The 15,890-nt window shown below is 45.4% G+C and carries 16 protein-coding genes; 14 read left to right on the top strand and 2 right to left on the bottom strand.

The window, feature by feature from the left end:
- From ACP5SG_RS06985 to ACP5SG_RS06950, 8 genes are all read left to right on the top strand, one after another.
- A partial coding sequence (locus tag ACP5SG_RS06985; RefSeq protein ID WP_428123091.1) for a bacteriohemerythrin occupies positions 1 to 660 on the top strand: 660 nt, incomplete at its 5' end.
- A gap of 25 nt (positions 661 to 685) precedes the next feature.
- Complete coding sequence (locus ACP5SG_RS06980) at positions 686 to 1,645, top strand: serine/threonine protein kinase (protein ID WP_237888107.1); 960 nt, start codon at positions 686 to 688, stop codon at positions 1,643 to 1,645.
- Positions 1,646 to 1,669: 24 nt separating this feature from the next.
- Positions 1,670 to 2,122 (top strand): universal stress protein, encoded by a 453-nt coding sequence (locus ACP5SG_RS06975; protein WP_237888108.1) that lies wholly within the window; start codon positions 1,670 to 1,672, stop codon positions 2,120 to 2,122.
- Positions 2,123 to 2,384: 262 nt separating this feature from the next.
- Positions 2,385 to 2,984, top strand: coding sequence for a TorD/DmsD family molecular chaperone (locus ACP5SG_RS06970; protein WP_424661406.1), 600 nt, complete (start codon positions 2,385 to 2,387; stop codon positions 2,982 to 2,984).
- A complete protein-coding gene (locus ACP5SG_RS06965) occupies positions 2,981 to 5,281 on the top strand; it encodes a molybdopterin-containing oxidoreductase family protein (RefSeq protein WP_424661405.1) in 2,301 nt (766 codons plus the stop codon). The genes ACP5SG_RS06970 and ACP5SG_RS06965 overlap by 4 nt, the downstream gene beginning before the upstream one ends.
- 16 nt (positions 5,282 to 5,297) lie before the next feature.
- Positions 5,298 to 6,044 carry a 4Fe-4S dicluster domain-containing protein gene (locus ACP5SG_RS06960; protein WP_237888111.1) on the top strand — a complete coding sequence of 249 codons (747 nt, stop codon included), beginning with the start codon at positions 5,298 to 5,300 and terminating at the stop codon, positions 6,042 to 6,044.
- A 395-nt stretch (positions 6,045 to 6,439) separates the two neighbouring features.
- Positions 6,440 to 6,661 carry a hypothetical protein gene (locus ACP5SG_RS06955; RefSeq protein WP_428123085.1) on the top strand — a complete coding sequence of 74 codons (222 nt, stop codon included), beginning with the start codon at positions 6,440 to 6,442 and terminating at the stop codon, positions 6,659 to 6,661.
- Positions 6,658 to 7,050 carry a DUF3034 family protein gene (locus tag ACP5SG_RS06950; RefSeq protein ID WP_424661403.1) on the top strand — a complete coding sequence of 131 codons (393 nt, stop codon included), beginning with the start codon at positions 6,658 to 6,660 and terminating at the stop codon, positions 7,048 to 7,050. Before ACP5SG_RS06955 ends, ACP5SG_RS06950 begins: the two co-directional genes overlap by 4 nt.
- A 173-nt stretch (positions 7,051 to 7,223) precedes the next feature.
- On the opposite strand, the gene ACP5SG_RS06945 is transcribed toward ACP5SG_RS06950, so the two are convergent.
- Positions 7,224 to 8,513: a sigma-54-dependent transcriptional regulator gene (locus ACP5SG_RS06945; RefSeq protein WP_424661402.1), complete on the bottom strand. Its 1,290-nt coding sequence runs from the start codon at positions 8,511 to 8,513 to the stop codon at positions 7,224 to 7,226.
- Between the two features lie 119 nt (positions 8,514 to 8,632).
- On the opposite strand from ACP5SG_RS06945, the gene ACP5SG_RS06940 reads away from it, so the two are divergent.
- From ACP5SG_RS06940 to ACP5SG_RS06915, 6 genes are all read left to right on the top strand, one after another.
- Positions 8,633 to 9,607 carry a Ppx/GppA phosphatase family protein gene (locus ACP5SG_RS06940; RefSeq protein ID WP_424661401.1) on the top strand — a complete coding sequence of 325 codons (975 nt, stop codon included), beginning with the start codon at positions 8,633 to 8,635 and terminating at the stop codon, positions 9,605 to 9,607.
- Complete coding sequence (gene guaB / locus ACP5SG_RS06935; RefSeq protein WP_237888115.1) at positions 9,570 to 11,036, top strand: IMP dehydrogenase; 1,467 nt, start codon at positions 9,570 to 9,572, stop codon at positions 11,034 to 11,036. Before ACP5SG_RS06940 ends, guaB begins: the two co-directional genes overlap by 38 nt.
- 7 nt (positions 11,037 to 11,043) lie before the next feature.
- Complete coding sequence (locus ACP5SG_RS06930) at positions 11,044 to 11,562, top strand: 3'-5' exonuclease (RefSeq protein WP_237888116.1); 519 nt, start codon at positions 11,044 to 11,046, stop codon at positions 11,560 to 11,562.
- A 251-nt stretch (positions 11,563 to 11,813) separates the two neighbouring features.
- Positions 11,814 to 12,539, top strand: coding sequence for a redox-sensing transcriptional repressor Rex (locus ACP5SG_RS06925; RefSeq protein ID WP_424661400.1), 726 nt, complete (start codon positions 11,814 to 11,816; stop codon positions 12,537 to 12,539).
- A 151-nt stretch (positions 12,540 to 12,690) separates the two neighbouring features.
- Positions 12,691 to 13,977, top strand: a complete 1,287-nt coding sequence (locus ACP5SG_RS06920; RefSeq protein ID WP_428123078.1) for a sulfite exporter TauE/SafE family protein — start codon at positions 12,691 to 12,693, stop codon at positions 13,975 to 13,977.
- A 20-nt stretch (positions 13,978 to 13,997) separates the two neighbouring features.
- On the top strand, positions 13,998 to 14,387 hold the full coding sequence (locus tag ACP5SG_RS06915; protein WP_269137048.1) for a sulfite exporter TauE/SafE family protein: 390 nt from the start codon (positions 13,998 to 14,000) through the stop codon (positions 14,385 to 14,387).
- Between the two features lie 91 nt (positions 14,388 to 14,478).
- Here the strand turns inward: ACP5SG_RS06915 and feoB are convergent.
- A partial coding sequence (gene feoB / locus ACP5SG_RS06910; RefSeq protein ID WP_428123075.1) for a ferrous iron transport protein B occupies positions 14,479 to 15,890 on the bottom strand: 1,412 nt, incomplete at its 5' end.

The raw sequence follows: 15,890 nt of genomic DNA, 5'->3' as shown, positions 1-15,890 counted from the left end.
CTGATGGAGTATTTTGAAACTGAGGTTGACCCGCTTTTTAAACAGACGATGGAGTATCTGTATAGGTGGATGGGGATCCTGGAGGGTGAGGGCCGTGATTCAAGGGTTGATGATATCGGACATGGGTTGGTTCATAAATCAGTCAAGGAAGATATGCACTGGAATATGATGTCAAAAAAGACATCTTCTTCATATTCGAGCGAACATATTACAAAGAGGGCGGCGACAGGGGAAAAGGGCAGCGGGAAGTCTAATGAATTTTTTTCATGGGGGCCCAATCTGAGTGTCGGAATAAAATCGATCGATGAGCAGCACAAAAAGCTGGTAGGGATGGTAAATGCCATTCACGATGTGGTCAAAAGTGGCAAGGGCAAGGAGGTCACCGGAAAGATATTGAATGAACTCGTGGAATATACTGCATATCATTTCAAGACGGAAGAAGACTATTTTCAGAAATACAGCTATCCAGAGACCAAAGAACACATGGCGATACATGCAAGTTTGGTAAAAAAGGTCCTGGATTTCAAAGATAAGTTTGACAGGGGCGCTGCGATGTTGGATTTCGAACTCTTGAATTTCCTTAAAAATTGGCTTGTGGACCATATTGGCGTAACCGACAAGAAATATGGGCCGTTTTTGACCGGCAAGGGGGTCAAATAGAGAAAAGGATAATAATGGAATATGTATGTCGGAAGACGTCCGGCAGCTCATCAAAGACCTCAGGCCCAACCTCTCTATCGGTAGATTCGGCAGGATCTTCACCGACACAACCGAGTATATGGAGATTTCATATGGTGATGTAATCGCCTTGGGCGGGCTCCATTATCTTGTACTGAGAGATGAGGCCGAGAGAAGCTTCGGTATAGAAGACCCGAAATACTGGGTCAAGCGTTGCACAGTGCTTGAGACAGGCGACCGTCGTATTTTAAAACTCGTATTTCATGAGAGCTTTCCGCTTCAGCTCGGCAAACTCGTTGTCAAGTGCTATCGCAGCCCTGAAAAAGAGGCGCGAATCCTTGCACTCGTCCGTGGAGACAGGCGTTTCATGCAGGGGATTACTATAAAAGATGAAAGAGGTAATCCGGTCAGGATAATCGACATAATCAGAGGCAAGAGGCTTGATGAGACGGTAGCGGATATCGAGGCTGACCATAGGACATATTTCTTTGAGTTCTTTCCCGAAATCCTCGAGAAGTTCATGGGGGCATGCGAGGCGATAGAGTTTTTACACTCAAAAGGCGAAAAACACGGCGACATAAGAAGAGACCATCTGTGGATTGAGAGCGGCACAGGGCATTATCGTTGGATAGACTTTGACTACACATATGATTTTCACGAGAACCCATTTGGTCTTGATATCTTCGGGCTTGGGAGTATTTTCATTTTTTTGGCTGGCAAGGGCATATATAATCTGCAGGCGATAGAGGGTCTCGGACGGATTGAGGCCAGACTTGTCCCCGGGGACTTTTCATTACTTTATCCGAACAGGCTTGTAAATCTTAAAAAGGTGTTTCCTTATATACCAGATGAATTGAATAGGGTCTGTATGCACTTTTCAAGCGATGTTGAGGTCTTTTATGAGAGTGTCGATGAGTTTCTCAGAGAACTCGATATCTGCAAAAGGGTATTTACGAAAAAGGTATAATTTTATTGAAGATGGGGGATAATAATGGATTTTAAAAAGATATTGATAGCCGTCGATGCCTCAGAAAATGCACGGCGGGCGGTCGAATATACAGGCGAGATCGTAGGAAATGCAAAGGGCTTTGAGATAATGTTGCTTCATATAGCAAGGCCGCCGGAGCGTGACACCTTTCCTGATGAGCAGGTCTGGGAGGCCAAGCGTCTTGAGATGATGGCAAAAATAATGGATTTTTTTAAGGAGGCGAGGCATATCCTTGAATCAATGGGCGTGGCCAATGAGTCGATTTCCGAGCGTTATGTCGAATCTACGGGCCCAAGTATATCTCATCAAATTTTGGCCGAACAGGAAGCGTGTGGTTTTGGCACGGTCGTAGTCGGAAGGAGGGGGGTTTCGAAGGAAGAGGAATTTCTGTTCGGCAGCGTGTCGAATAGGGTAGTTCATTATGCCAAAAAATGTACCGTATGGGTGGTGGAGTAACAAGGGGTCCTGAACAAAAATTTGCACAAATGATTATTTATGCCCTGCCTGACTATAAGTCATTTTCAATTGTTAAGATGGTAGTACATAGCTATTTCTCCTTTTTTTAATTCAAAATCAAATCATTTTGTATTGAAATATCTTGCACAATTAATTATGTAGGGCTATTATTGTTTGTTCGCTAAAAAAGCTGAATAACCATTCATTGTGAGGCGGTGCAGTGGCAAATATAAAATTGACCAGGGAGCATTATTGACCACCAATGGATGCGGCTTCTGTCTTTCATCGCCTGTCAGAGGCATTTTCGTTTCCTGATATGCCGCCGAGTGCAAATGAAGGGATTGTTGACCTAATTGCTGGATTCCCGACAGTTATCGAGTCGGGCAATTTAGATGCAAATGCACTAGCAAATTCTATCTCGGCTGAAAATTTGCTTGAGCTTCAGGCTGAATATACACGTCTTTTCATTAACGCCCCGCGCAAGACACCAGCCCCTCCTTATGCCTCTGTTTATCTTTCAAACAACAGGCGTCTGATGCAGGAGGGGTATGACGATACTATCCGTTTCTATCTAGAGGCAGGCGTTGAGCCTCTGGATGGTCCTGAGCCAGCTGACCACATATTTTATGAACTCGAATTTGTAGGCCTCCTGATTGATTCAGGGCAGGCGGAACTGCTGTGTAGATTTCTTAAGGGACACTTGTTGAAATGGTATCCCGAATTCTTTGGTTGTATCTTACAGGCCGATCCTAATCCTTATTATGAGACAATCGCCAGGATTACAATGTCCAGTCTAACAAGCCTCGAAAAGGAGTTTTGTCATGAAGGTGAATCAAATCTTAAGAATGGAGGTTCTTTATGAAACGAAGGGAGTTTATTAAACTTTCCGCGGCAGGATGTGCGGCTTTGGGCCTTATGGAGCTTCAAGGGAGGGGGCTTTTTAGACCCGCCGTATCCCAGGGCGCTACAGCCGGCGCAACACCACAGTGTCTGCCTGGAAGTCTTGGGGCCAAAGAGGTGCCGAGCGTCTGCGAGATGTGTTTTTGGCGTTGTCCGATAGTAGGCAAGGTAAAAGACGGTAAATTGGTAAAGATTGAGGGCAATCCCAAGAGCCCATCCAATGGGCCAAGGGTCTGTGCGAGAGGTAATTCAGGGGTTCAGCTCGTTTATGACCCTGACAGGATGAAATATCCTATGAAGAGAATTGGGGCCCGTGGAGAGGGCAAGTGGGCCAAGATTTCTTGGGATGAGGCCCTGGATGAGATCGTGCACAATATGCAAAAGGTCAAGAAGGAATACGGCCCGAATGCGATTGCGTATTTTGATCATGGGGCGTCAGCCGAGTTCATGCGTGAGATATTCAAGGCTACGGGTACTGAAAATTATACAAACGAGCCGGCGTTCTTTCAGTGTGTAGGCCCTGTTGCCGTGGCCTATTTGAATACGGCTGGATACCTCGTATCAGGGACTAGACAGTATATAGACATGGGCAATGCCAAGGTAATTCTTCTTGTGGGGAGCCATATAGGTGAAAACGTCCATGTTTCTCATGTCCGTGAGTTTGTGGCGGGTCTCAATAAAGGGGCGAAACTCATAGTTGTTGATCCGAGGTTCTCTGCTCCTGCTAACAAGGCGGATATATATCTGCCCATACGTCCTGGCACGGATACCGCGCTTCTTCTCTCGTGGATCAACTATGTCATACAGAAAAATTTGTATGATAAGGAGTTTGTGAGGGACCACTGCAACGGCTTTGAAAAGCTGCGTGAGTCAGTAAAACCCTATACCATCGAATGGGCGGCCAAGATATGCGATCTTAATCCAAATGAGATGAGGAAGGCCATAGAGCTTCTGGCTAAGCACAGACCCAATGTGGCCATTCATCCGGGCAGACATTCAACTTGGTACGGCAAGGAAGATGTCGGCAGACATCAGGCCCTGGCAATCCTCAATGGCCTTATGGGCGCCGTTGCGGTGCCCGGCGGTATATATTTTCAGACGCCAGTAAAGCCTGATAAGGCAAAAGGCATGGAGGTTGAGGTGGAGGAAAACACGCCTGCAATTTCCTTGAAGACTGAATATCCCTATGCAGAGGCTCTTGGTACGCCTACGGCGAATATAATAAAGGCTACCCTCACAGGCAAACCGTATCCCATAAAGCTTTGGGGTATAAACGGTGTAAACATCCTCCAGACCATCTCAAATCCCTATGACACAATGGAGGCCATAAAGAAGCTTGACTTCATCTTCTGCTCTGAGATGCTCGCAGGCGAGACGGCGATATGGTCAGACATCATCTTGCCTGACGCCACGTATCTTGAGCGTTATGATGCGATTCATACCTATGACGGCCTCACGCCCTATCTGACCATCCGCCAGCCAGTGGTCGACGCCATGTTTGAGACCAGGTCCCCATATTGGGTTGCACATCAACTGGCAAGAAAGATGAATATCAATGTCTTTCCATATGAAAAGGAGCAGGATTATCTGAATCTGCAGCTACAGCCGCTTGGTCTTTCCATTGAAAAGCTTAATGCCCAAGGTGGCATCTTAACCTTCCCCTCCAAGCCTTATAGAAGCAGAAAGGAATTGAAGCTCCCCACCGATTCTGGGAAGTATGAGCTTTATGTGGAGGATTTTGCCAAGAACAAGCTCGACCCATTGCCAAAGTTTATAACTGTTACAGCACCGCCGAAGGGCTATATGCGTCTTGTTTATGGCCGCGTGCCCATGCATACATTCAGTCGCACCATGAACAATCTCTGGCTTCACAACGAAATGCCGGAAAATGAACTGTGGCTGAACGACGAGGTGGCTGCCAAGATAGGGATAAAAGACGGCGATATTGTGGTAATGGAAAATCAGGACGGGAAGAAATCAAATCCTGTCAAGGTGAAGGTGACTGCTGGAATGAGACCGGATGCAGCCTTCCTTCCGCATGGATTTGGAAGTAAATCCCCACTCCTTACCAAGGCCTACAACAAAGGCGCAAGTGACCAATTCATGATTACGCGTTATGAGAATGATCCCTATGTCGGATCATCTTCTCACCGAACCAGTTTTATAAGGCTTATCAAGGATGGCAAGACCCTGGATATACCTGAGATAAGGCCGCTTCCACCTGAGATACCGCGTTTTGAAATAAAAAAGACCGCTTAAGGAGGGAAAATAAAAAATGAGCCAATATGCCATGGTTATAGATCTGAATCGTTGTGTGGGGTGCCATGCGTGTGCCCTTGCATGCAGGGCGGAGTGGCAGGTTCCGGTGCCCTACCATAGGAATTGGGTGAAGCGCCTTGGTCCTGACAAGACGCCTGAGGGGCTTTCATACACATTCTGGCCTGGGTTGTGCAATCACTGTGATCATCCGGTCTGCGTCGGGGTGTGTCCGGCAGACAAGGTTGTAAGGGAATTTAAGAATCCAAAGACCGGTGAAGTAAAAAAGATGCAGATTGCGGCCACATATAAAGATCCATTTACGGGCGTCGTTCTCATAGAAAAAGATCGCTGTATAGGCTGCGGCAATTGTGTGGCTGCCTGTCCATATGGAGCAAGATATCTAAACGAGCAGCTTGATGAGCCAAAGGCTGACAAATGCACGTTCTGCATCGAGCGCATTGCCCATGGTGAGATCCCTGCATGTGTAAAGACATGCATCGTCGACGCCCGTATATTCGGAGATCTTTCTGACAAGAAGTCAGAGGTTTATAAACTCGTGCACGAAAAGGGTGCCAAGCGCCTGAGTTCAAAAGAGGTCAGTATTGGTCCTAATATCTATTATCTAGGCAAAAAGAAGGATATATCCCTCCTATTTACAAAATGCGCGCCGCATGAAAGAAAATGGGAGAAGGTAAGCTCGCTGCCTCCTGGCAGAAGGGAGATGCTCCTTGCAGCAATCAAAGGGCTCCCAACTTTTATCTAGTATGGGCCGCTAAAGACAAATGAATTCGGGGGGCAATCTGCCCCCCCCCATTTTAAAATCAGACCTGCAATATATCGAATGTAATTTTCCTGATTTAAAGCGATAATCAGTCGGAGAATCAGGTTTTTTTATGGCTGAAGAACGAAAATCATCAGCAAGAGATTTTTTTGGCCTTTTCTCGGTGTATTCAGCCTATGAGGAGAGGATTAGATAAAATTAGATAAAAGGTAAAAAAAATAAATTATTAAAGGGGGAGATGTCGTTGTATGAAGATGAAAACTGCAGGATTTGTTTTAGGGGTATTGCGTTGTTTATTACTTCCGGTGTAGCCATGGCAGGTGCGCCTCTTACTAACATAAGGGGTTGGGGGGTGTGCCCTTAATCCGTTCGCCTATGTGGCTAATCCACTTAAAGGTGGTGACAAAGGACTGCTTGGGAATGGTATGATTTCAAGGCCGCAGATCGGCATCTGGAACGTAGGGCTTACCGAGAGCCATATCAACTGGTGGAGCGTGGGTATTAATGAGACATTACTTAACCGGGTTGAGATAGGCTACGGCCATGAATTTATTGATGTAAAAAACTTCAGAACATCGACAAGGACAATCTGTCCATGAAGGTCAATATGATCAAGGAAGGCGACTTTGGCATAGGGCTCATGCCAGCGATATCGGCCGGATTGATTTGGAAAAATACTGGGTTCGACGCAAAGCTAAGGAAGAGCTCGGATGCCGATTATTATTTAGTTGCTACAAAGATGTTCGGAAACCTCCCTATGCCTATAATATTAAATGCCGGCCTTTTGTCCACCACTGGTTATGTAAGAGGGGTGCTTGGCTTTGGCGACCATAGAGACACAGTGTTTTTCGGCAATGTCGAGACAGTCGTCCTCAAGAAGTTTATAGTTGGTCTTGAATACGAACAGGATGCCGATGTGGGCAAAGTCTTTAAAAATGATCCTACGCATTATTCAACCCATTCTTTATGGGAAGGATATATAGCCTAAACTATGATGATCATCTGATGCTTGTAGCCTCATATGCGAATACAGGCGACAAGAATTCCGTCTCTGAAACGGCTTTTAGCGGTGGGTACGTATTGTCACTGCAATATGCATTTTAAGGAGAGCCTGTTCGATCCCCCTACCAATATTAGGAAGGGGGATCGATTTTTTATTTATTATAAACCAAACTGTTTTAATCTATTCAAGAGGGTTTTGTAGCTGATCTTTAACATCCTGGCAGCCGCCGCCTTATTTCCTCCAGTAGCTTCGAGTGCGGTTTGGATAAGTCTTTTTTCCTTTTTGAGCGTTTCCTTTTTTGTTTCGGACCAGAGCCCATCCTTGCCTTCACTTCGTTTTTCTTGTTGATCGTCTCGGCGTATTAGCAATAGTTTCAATGATTCGGCTGTGATATTCCCTTTAGTGAAGACCGAAGCCCTATCAATGATATTGAAGAGCTCCCTGACATTTCCAGGGTAGTCGTATTGTAACAGCAACGCCTCTGCATCCCTCTCGATGGTTATCCTGCCGCCGGACATCCTTTCGATCTCCTGTATGCGCAAACAGGCCAAAGGGATAATATCATCGGGTCTTTCTCTTAGGGGTGGTACGTGTATAGGAAGGCTCGAAAGGCGATAAAACAGGTCTTCTCTGAAGCCACTTTCTCTGTTAAGCTCACGATTTGTGGCTGCAATAACCCTTGTATTGCTCCTATGTTCAATCGAGGCCCCGATCGGCATATAAAGACCGGAGTCAAGGAATCTTAAAAATTTAGGCTGGACGGCAGGAGGCAGGTCGCCTATCTCGTCAAGAAAGAGCGTTCCATTGTTTGCATTCGCGATCAGACCTTGTCGGGTCTCGTTGGCGCCCGTAAAGCTCCCTTTTATGTGACCAAATAGCAAGGAATCGGCGAGTTCGGGGGTAAGGTTGGCGCAATTTATCGCTATGAAGCCCGCCCGCCCGCTCTCTCTGTGTATAAAACGGGCGAGCATGTCTTTCCCTGTACCGGTTTCGCCTGTGATAAGCACCGGTAGCATGGTTGGCGCCGCGAGTTCGGCGGTCTTTAAGACCTCTTTCATTTGATGGGATGCTGCAATGATGTTTAGTTGATCTTCAAGCGGGATATGTTCGGCAAATAACCTGCACATGGCTTCTATATCCACTGGTTTTTCAAGAAAGTCCGTTGCGCCAAGCCGTATTGCCTCGACGGCTTTTTGTATGGTCCCATAGGCGGTGACGACAATAACTATGCAAGATGGATTTCCAGCCTTTATCGGTCTTATCAATCCCAAACCATCTCCATCCGGGAGCTGTATGTCCAACAATGCGCCGTGGATTTCATTGAAGGCGGTCTTTTCCGCCTCTTTGAACGTACAGACCGTTTTGGTATTGAATCTTTCAGAGAGGGCTTGTGCAAATAACTCGGCAAGTCTTTTATTGTCTTCGACTATAAGTATATTCTTTTTCATGCCGTTTGATCCGATCCGTTTCCTTGTTGACTTTATAGGGTTTTGCCTTTCTGATATTATAGGCTATTTTTAGCCTGTCTTGCTATAGCCTCAGTTTGGCCGTGTGAAATCTAATAAAAATGAAAAAGACTATTGCAGTACTTGATATAGGTTCCCAAACCTTTAGAATGGCCATTGTAGATGTGGAGGCTGGCGGAATTAAGATTCGCTGTTCCGAACGTGTGAATGTACGTCTCGGCCAAGGGCTTTCAGCCGCACCAAGGCTTTCGGTTAGTGGGATCAAAAACGGCGTCGCTGCTTTAAAAAGATTTAGGAACCTACTCACGGGATATGATATCGACAGGGTGGTTGCCTACGGCACGGCTGCCCTTAGGAAGGCGGAAAATGCCTCTGTCTTTATAGATATGGCCAAAAATGCCGGATTTGATATAGAGATACTTGCCGGAAATGAAGAGGCGCGCCTCAGCGCCATGGGGGTGTATTACAGCCTAAAAGGTATCAGTAATAGAATGTCGCTGATCGCGGATGTCGGCGGTGGCAGTACAGAGCTTATCCTCGCAAGAGGCGGCGAGATACTTTTCAGTCGTAGTCTTGACATAGGGGCTGTAGGGCTCTCTGAAAAATTTTTTGGAACGGGCGTCTTGTCGGGTGAGGAATTTGAAAGATTGGGGCGCTTTGTTGCAAGGTCTATCCATGATGCAAAAAGAGATATTGGGCATACTGTCCCTGAGATATTGATAGGGACGGGTGGGAGCGCGACCGCAGCCGGGGCTATGTTTATCAAGATGGCCAGATATGAGCCGAGCCGCATAAGGGGGCTTGTATTGAGCGCCGATGGGCTTAGCGACCTTCTGTCCTGCCTTATCAAGGCAAAAACACCCTTGGAGAAAAATACGATCCTCGGTCTCGAGCCTGAAAGGGCTGACATACTTCCTGCTGGTATCGCGATTTTTTTAAGTGTATTATCAACTTTTAATCTCAAAGATATGATCATAACAGACGGTGGCCTTTTATTGGGCCTTCTTATAAATCTTGTTCAAAAGGAGCTTGGCATTCATGTTGAACCATCCTATACCTCAGGCCTATACATTTGATGATCTTTTGCTTGTACCGGCCCATTCGAGCGTGTTGCCGTCAGAGGTGGACATTTCCACCCAGCTTACCAGTGAAATCAGGCTCAACATCCCTATCCTGAGTGCTGCAATGGATACGGTTACCGAGGCTGATACTGCTATAAGCTTGGCGAGAGAGGGTGGAATAGGGATAATTCACAAAAATATGCCCGTAACAGCCCAGGTAAAGGAGATAGAGAAGGTGAAGAAGTCAGAGAGCGGTATGATCGTGGCGCCAGTGACAGTAACTCCAAGACAGCGTATCTGGGAAGTACAGCAGATAATGCGCGAATATAGAATATCCGGCGTTCCTGTCGTTGAAGGGGAAAAATTGGTCGGTATAGTGACAAACAGGGACCTCCGTTTCGAGACTAACTGGGATCTTGAGGTCAGGGAGGTGATGACAAAGGAAAATCTTATTACAGCACCGGTAGGTATAACACTTGAAGAATCCAAGGCGCTTCTCCATAAGCACCGGATAGAAAAATTGTTGGTTGTAGATGACAGGGGTAACTTGAAGGGTCTTATTACCATAAAAGATATCGAAAAAATTAAGAAATATCCCCTTGCCTGTAAAGACAGCCTTGGGCGATTGAGGGTTGGAGCTGCAGTCGGGGTGGGACGTAATCGTCTGGAGCATGTAGAAGCGGTCTTGAGGGCCGGGGCCGATGTCGTCGTTGTAGATTCAGCGCATGGACATTCGCAGAATGTGATAGATGCGGTAATGGATATAAAGAAGACCTTCCCCACTGCGCAGGTGATAGCTGGGAATGTAGCAACTGCTGAGGGCGCTGAAGCCCTTATCAAGGCAGGAGCGGATGCCATAAAGGTCGGGGTGGGGCCGGGTTCCATCTGTACAACGCGTATCATAGCGGGTGTAGGTGTCCCACAGATGACCGCAATCCATGATTGCGCCGTAGTAGCAAACAAATATGGAAAATACATAATTGCAGATGGAGGTATCAAGTTTTCAGGTGACCTCACCAAGGCTATAGGCGCGGGGGCACACTGTGTAATGATAGGCAGTCTCCTTGCTGGTACCGATGAGAGCCCAGGTGAATTGGAGCTGCTGCAGGGCAGGAGCTATAAGGTATATAGAGGGATGGGGTCAATAGGGGCGATGAAGGAGGGCAGTAAGGATCGATATTTTCAAAATGAGGTCGAGTCTCCGGCAAAGCTTGTCCCTGAAGGCATAGAGGGTAGGGTGCCCTATAGAGGGCCTATAGCAGCTACAATCTTTCAGCTTACAGGCGGTCTCCGTTCAGGTATGGGTTACCTTGGTTGCAGTACCATAGAGGAATTGAGGCAAAAGGCCCGTTTCGTACGGATCACTCAGGCTGGTCTGAAAGAAAGTCATGTGCATGACGTCATCATTACAAAGGAGTCACCCAACTATTGGCTCGAGCGCTGAAAAAGACATGTCGTCTCCAATTGCTGCCTTTGACCTTGAGACAACAGGTCTTTCCCCTAGATCTGGTGCAAGAATAATTGAAATAGGTGCGGTAATAATAAAATATGGCGTCATCACAGCCGAATTCTCAAGTCTTATTTATACCTCTCAGAAGATTCCACTGCAGGTTACACGTATCCACGGCATTACAAATGATATGCTTGATGGTCAACCTATGCCCGAGGATGTCTTTCCTGCCTTCATGAACTTCATAGGCAAGATACCATTAATAGCCCACAATGCACATTTTGATTTTAGCTTTTTGCGGCATGAGCTTAGATATATCGGTTTCGATCTCTTCAATGAGGGTATTTGTACCTTGGAGTTGAGCCGACGGCTCTTGCCCCATTTATCCAATCATCGGTTGGAGACAGTCGCAAGGCATTTATTAGGAGATCTACCGGAAGGGATAAGGCTTCATCGAGCATTGGACGATGCCAGATTGACAGCACTTATATGGAAAGAAATGACAATGATGCAAAAATGAAAAAATTTCAAATGCAACAAAGTTGTTGCAAATTTTTTAAAATTTTAATTAGTGATTAAAAGAACTTGGCTTTTTTAATATAATTTTAAGAATTAAAGCAACTAAACTGTTGCTATAAATCAAAACATTCATCATCCAAAAATATTTTTATAATTATAACTAATTGAATTTATATAAGATTTAATTTTTCACAACTTGGTATCTAATTTGCATATTCATATGGCATCTGTCCTTAATGAAAGGAGGCGCCATTGAATAACAAAAAGATCCCCAATGCAACTGTATTGAGACTGTCGATGTATCACCGTTATCTGCAAGGCCTGCTCAGGGATGGCAAACATGTGATTTCATCGGCCGATCTGGCCCATTTCACCAATGTAAATCCTGCTCAATTGCGCAAAGATCTTTCGTATTTCGGCAAATTTGGCGTCCGCGGCGTCGGTTATCAGGTAGAGCAGCTAGTTTTGAAGATACAAAGCATCCTAGGTCTGGAAAAAAGATGGCGCATGGCGTTGGTCGGCATCGGACATATAGGTAAAGCCTTATTACAGTATGGTCAATTTGAAAAGAGAGGTTATTTTTTTGTGGCAGCCTTTGATTTGGATGAGGCCAATATTGGAAAAATGATCGGCAATTTGGCTATAAAATCTATAACTACCCTAGAGGAGATTGTAAAAAAAGAAGATATCGATTTTGGTGTTATAGCTGTACCTAATGAAAGGGCGCAAGAAATTGCAGATCTTTTTGTCAATTCAGGAATAAAAGGCATATTGAATTTCTCTTCTGCCCATCTTGAAGTACCTAAAAATGTATATGTAAGAAATATAGATTTTACTTTATTGCTCGATACTATGACTTATGCAATATCGCGTCGCCATGAAACGGTAAACGATAAGATGTCGAGAGCTACATTTGATGAACATAAAAAGGGATTTGATATATTTACTGAACATATGACCCCATCTTGGCTCATTTAATGCAAATTTTATCTTTATTTTGATTTTATCTTCAAATTTTCTTTGACTTTTTGTTGAGCCTTGATCTAAAAATATAAATAAAGGAGGTGAAAGGGGAGGGCAGCAGTAGGTATTATCCAAGGAAAATAAAATCCATTGAAAGGAAGGAGCTATGAGAAAGGAAACAGCTTTATTTGTATTGTCTGTATTTATGATGGTTATGTTCTCCATAATCTCTACGGCCCATTCTCAAACAGGTGGGATCCAGTCTCCTCAACAAGGTATGGGTCCCACTTCAGCTGGCCAAGCCAATACAGCTGGTGGTCAAGTAGGCGCCAATATATCATCTGTCACAATCAACATAGATAAGACTGCGCTTGATAATGGCGGTGTCATTACAGTAACTGGCACCGCGCCGCCAGGAAAACCTGTATATCTTGAGGTATATTCTGATGAAAAACGGGCGCGTGCAAACTTTTTTGACAACAAGCCTAATAAAGAGACCGGCAAGATCCCTTACATTTTTTATATGACATATGAAATGCCCGCTTATTACAAGATAATCCTGCCGAAAGACAAGTCTGATATACTTACAGAGATAAAAAAGGAAGGGGCTAAATGGAAATATTCCGATGCATTAAAGAAACTTGGCGCAGAAGATGCTTATATCGCCCCTGCCACTATAAATATAGAACGTTATCAGGCGAGCATTCTTGCAAGCATTATCGGTTCAAGGGGTCAGTTGCTCCCGCCTATGGATGCAAAGGAAAATAGAAGGCACTCTATGCAGCTAGTAAAAAGCCGATTCAAGTCCCCCGGAAAACTATTTGATGCAACAGTTGATACGGCGCCTGACGGTAAATTCAAGGCAGAGGTCAATATCCCGTCTGGTTCTCCCCCAGGTAAATACAATATAGTAGCGGTGGCCGATAAAGTTAAAAGCGAACCGGCCACGTTTGAAAATCATATCAGTTTCCCAATGGTTTATCTTGCAAATGCCGGTACAAGTCTCAATCTTTTATGGCCATTTCTACTCTGTCTGATCATCTCGATCTTTGGCGTCCTTATGGGGGCCGGTGGCGGATTCATTCTGAATCCTATCCTTCTCTCTCTCTTTCCGCTGCCTCATACAATCGTAGCAGGTACAGTCATGCCTACCATCCTTTTCTCGCAGGGAAGCGGCATATATAACTATTCAAAGATTAAATTCATAAACTGGAAGCTTGGTATTTCCATCGGGATAGCCATGATGGCTGGTGGATTTATCGGTCCGAAACTTACTGAACTCATTACACTCTCTCAGTTTCAGTTCTTCTTTGGGTGGATACTCATAGTTCTTGCTGCTCTCATGTTCTGGCAAACTACACCTGGTTACATAGAAAAGAACAAGAAGGAAAAGGCCATCCTCCAGGAATTTAAGAAAAAAGCGGCAGAGGCAGCTGCAAAGGCCGGAAAGTAACTTAAAAAGGAGAATCAGATATGAAAGTAGAATTTTGGGGACAGGAATTTGAGGCCAATCTCTTTATCGGTTGTATCGGCGGCTTTTTGATTGCCATTATGTCTTCCATGTTTGGTTTCGGCGGCGGGCCTTTCATAGTGCCACTTATGACTGTCGGCATGGGACTTCCGATGTACATTGTTGTCGGGAGTTCGCTCCTTGCCATCTTTTTTAACACACTTATGGGTACTATAAGGCACTATCAGTTCGGAAATTTTGATCTCATACTCTTTTTATCGATGTTCCCTGCGGCATTACTTGGGGGTTATATAGGTCCACAGATAGCCAAAAGGGTGAGCCCTTTAATGGTAAAAAGGATTGCGGTTGTAGGGCTTTTGCTCCTGGCGCTGAATCTTTTGAACATATTTTAGATTTGTAAAAATTCATTTCGACTACCCTTTCTTTTTGCCGCAGGCCCTCCTCCCTCCATTAAAGAAAGGGTAGTCTTTCTTCCGTTGGTTTTTAGAAATTTCCTGATGCGAGACATCTCATAGCAAGGCAGCTCCATTTTATCAAAAAAGCCGCAATCCATGCAAGTATAAGTAGATAACTTACAGTAAATACAGTCCAGCCAACAGAGCCCGTCTCCCTCCAGATGGTTATAATCGTCACTATGCAAGGCGTATAAATGAGCACGAAGACCATAAAGGCAAGGGCGGTGGCTGGAGTAAGACCGCTTTTTCGAAGGACATCTTTAAGGTCATGGGTATCTTCCCCCTGGTCATCGGCCTGAAACAGCACGCCCATGGTGCTCACCACCACCTCTTTCGCCACAAATCCTGTAAGAAGGCTCACCCCTAGGCGCCAGTCAAAACCAAGCGGCCTGAGCACCGGTTCGATAGCCTTTCCTATGCGACCTATGTAGCTGTGCGCCATGCGTTCCTTGGCCATTTTCCTTTCTATAGTGCGTAGTCTTTCTTTTAGTTGACCCGTTAGCTGCATTTGTTTAGATGGATCGTTGCTCTGTGAAGCAGCCGCTATATCCTTTTCGATAGATGATTTCTGGGTCGGATAGTCTTGACTATATGGCACATTTCTTGGGAATGCCCCGAGAAACCAGATCACTATGGAAAAGGCTAGGACTACCCCACCCATCTTTTGAAGATATACTTTTGCCTTATCCCACATGTGTATAATGAGGCTCTTGATGGTCGGGAGCCTGTATGGAGGGAGCTCCAGTACAAAAGGTGCGGCTTCGCCTTTGAAAAGGAGGCGTTTAAATAACTGTCCCATTAGGATAGCAAGGACTATCCCGAGGATATAAACGAAGAAGATTATATTGCCTTCCCTGCCGGGGAAGAAGACGCTGGCAAGCAGCACATACACAGGAAGCCTGGCAGAGCAACTCATAAGCGGGTTTATGAGGATAGTGAGGATGCGGTCACGCCTGGTTTCAAGTGTGCGGGTGGCCATGATGGCCGGGACATTGCATCCGAAACCCATAAGGAGGGGAATGAACGACTTACCGTGTAGCCCTAGGGTGTGCATCACCCTGTCCATTATGAAGGCTGCTCTTGCCATATATCCTGTATCTTCAAAGAGGCTTATCCCCAGAAACAATAAGACTATATTGGGTAGGAATACAAGGACGCCACCTACGCCTCCGATGATGCCATTTATTATCAATTCCTTGATCATGCCGTCGGGGAGGAGTCTTTCAGATACATGCGCTGCAATGTCAACAGCTGATTGTATCCATGAAACTGGATATGATCCGATGGTGAATGTGCCCTGGAAAAGGAGATACATGAACAGAATGAAGACAGGAAAGCCGAATACCCTGTTGGTAAGTACTTGGTCTATATGATCGCTCATGGTCTTTTTTGCTACAGCGGACAGGCGCATGGTTTCTTTGAGCGCCCCTGAGATAAAAC

Source organism: Dissulfurimicrobium sp. (assembly GCF_049968175.1).
Taxonomy (GTDB): Bacteria; Desulfobacterota; Dissulfuribacteria; order Dissulfuribacterales; family Sh68; genus Dissulfurimicrobium; species Dissulfurimicrobium hydrothermale.
This window is presented reverse-complemented; position numbering and strand designations above follow the sequence as displayed.

Excerpts from the sequence above, each read along its gene's own strand:
- ACP5SG_RS06980 (WP_237888107.1), top strand. The coding sequence starts at position 686 with ATGTCGGAAGACGTCCGGCAGCTCATCAAAGACCTCAGGCCCAACCTC.
- ACP5SG_RS06975 (WP_237888108.1), top strand. The coding sequence starts at position 1,670 with ATGGATTTTAAAAAGATATTGATAGCCGTCGATGCCTCAGAAAATGCA.
- ACP5SG_RS06970 (WP_424661406.1), top strand. The coding sequence starts at position 2,385 with ATGGATGCGGCTTCTGTCTTTCATCGCCTGTCAGAGGCATTTTCGTTT.
- ACP5SG_RS06965 (WP_424661405.1), top strand. The coding sequence starts at position 2,981 with ATGAAACGAAGGGAGTTTATTAAACTTTCCGCGGCAGGATGTGCGGCT.
- ACP5SG_RS06960 (WP_237888111.1), top strand. The coding sequence starts at position 5,298 with ATGAGCCAATATGCCATGGTTATAGATCTGAATCGTTGTGTGGGGTGC.
- ACP5SG_RS06950 (WP_424661403.1), top strand. The coding sequence starts at position 6,658 with ATGAAGGTCAATATGATCAAGGAAGGCGACTTTGGCATAGGGCTCATG.
- ACP5SG_RS06945 (WP_424661402.1), bottom strand. The coding sequence starts at position 8,513 with ATGAAAAAGAATATACTTATAGTCGAAGACAATAAAAGACTTGCCGAG.
- ACP5SG_RS06940 (WP_424661401.1), top strand. The coding sequence starts at position 8,633 with ATGAAAAAGACTATTGCAGTACTTGATATAGGTTCCCAAACCTTTAGA.
- guaB (WP_237888115.1), top strand. The coding sequence starts at position 9,570 with ATGTTGAACCATCCTATACCTCAGGCCTATACATTTGATGATCTTTTG.
- ACP5SG_RS06930 (WP_237888116.1), top strand. The coding sequence starts at position 11,044 with ATGTCGTCTCCAATTGCTGCCTTTGACCTTGAGACAACAGGTCTTTCC.
- ACP5SG_RS06920 (WP_428123078.1), top strand. The coding sequence starts at position 12,691 with ATGAGAAAGGAAACAGCTTTATTTGTATTGTCTGTATTTATGATGGTT.
- ACP5SG_RS06915 (WP_269137048.1), top strand. The coding sequence starts at position 13,998 with ATGAAAGTAGAATTTTGGGGACAGGAATTTGAGGCCAATCTCTTTATC.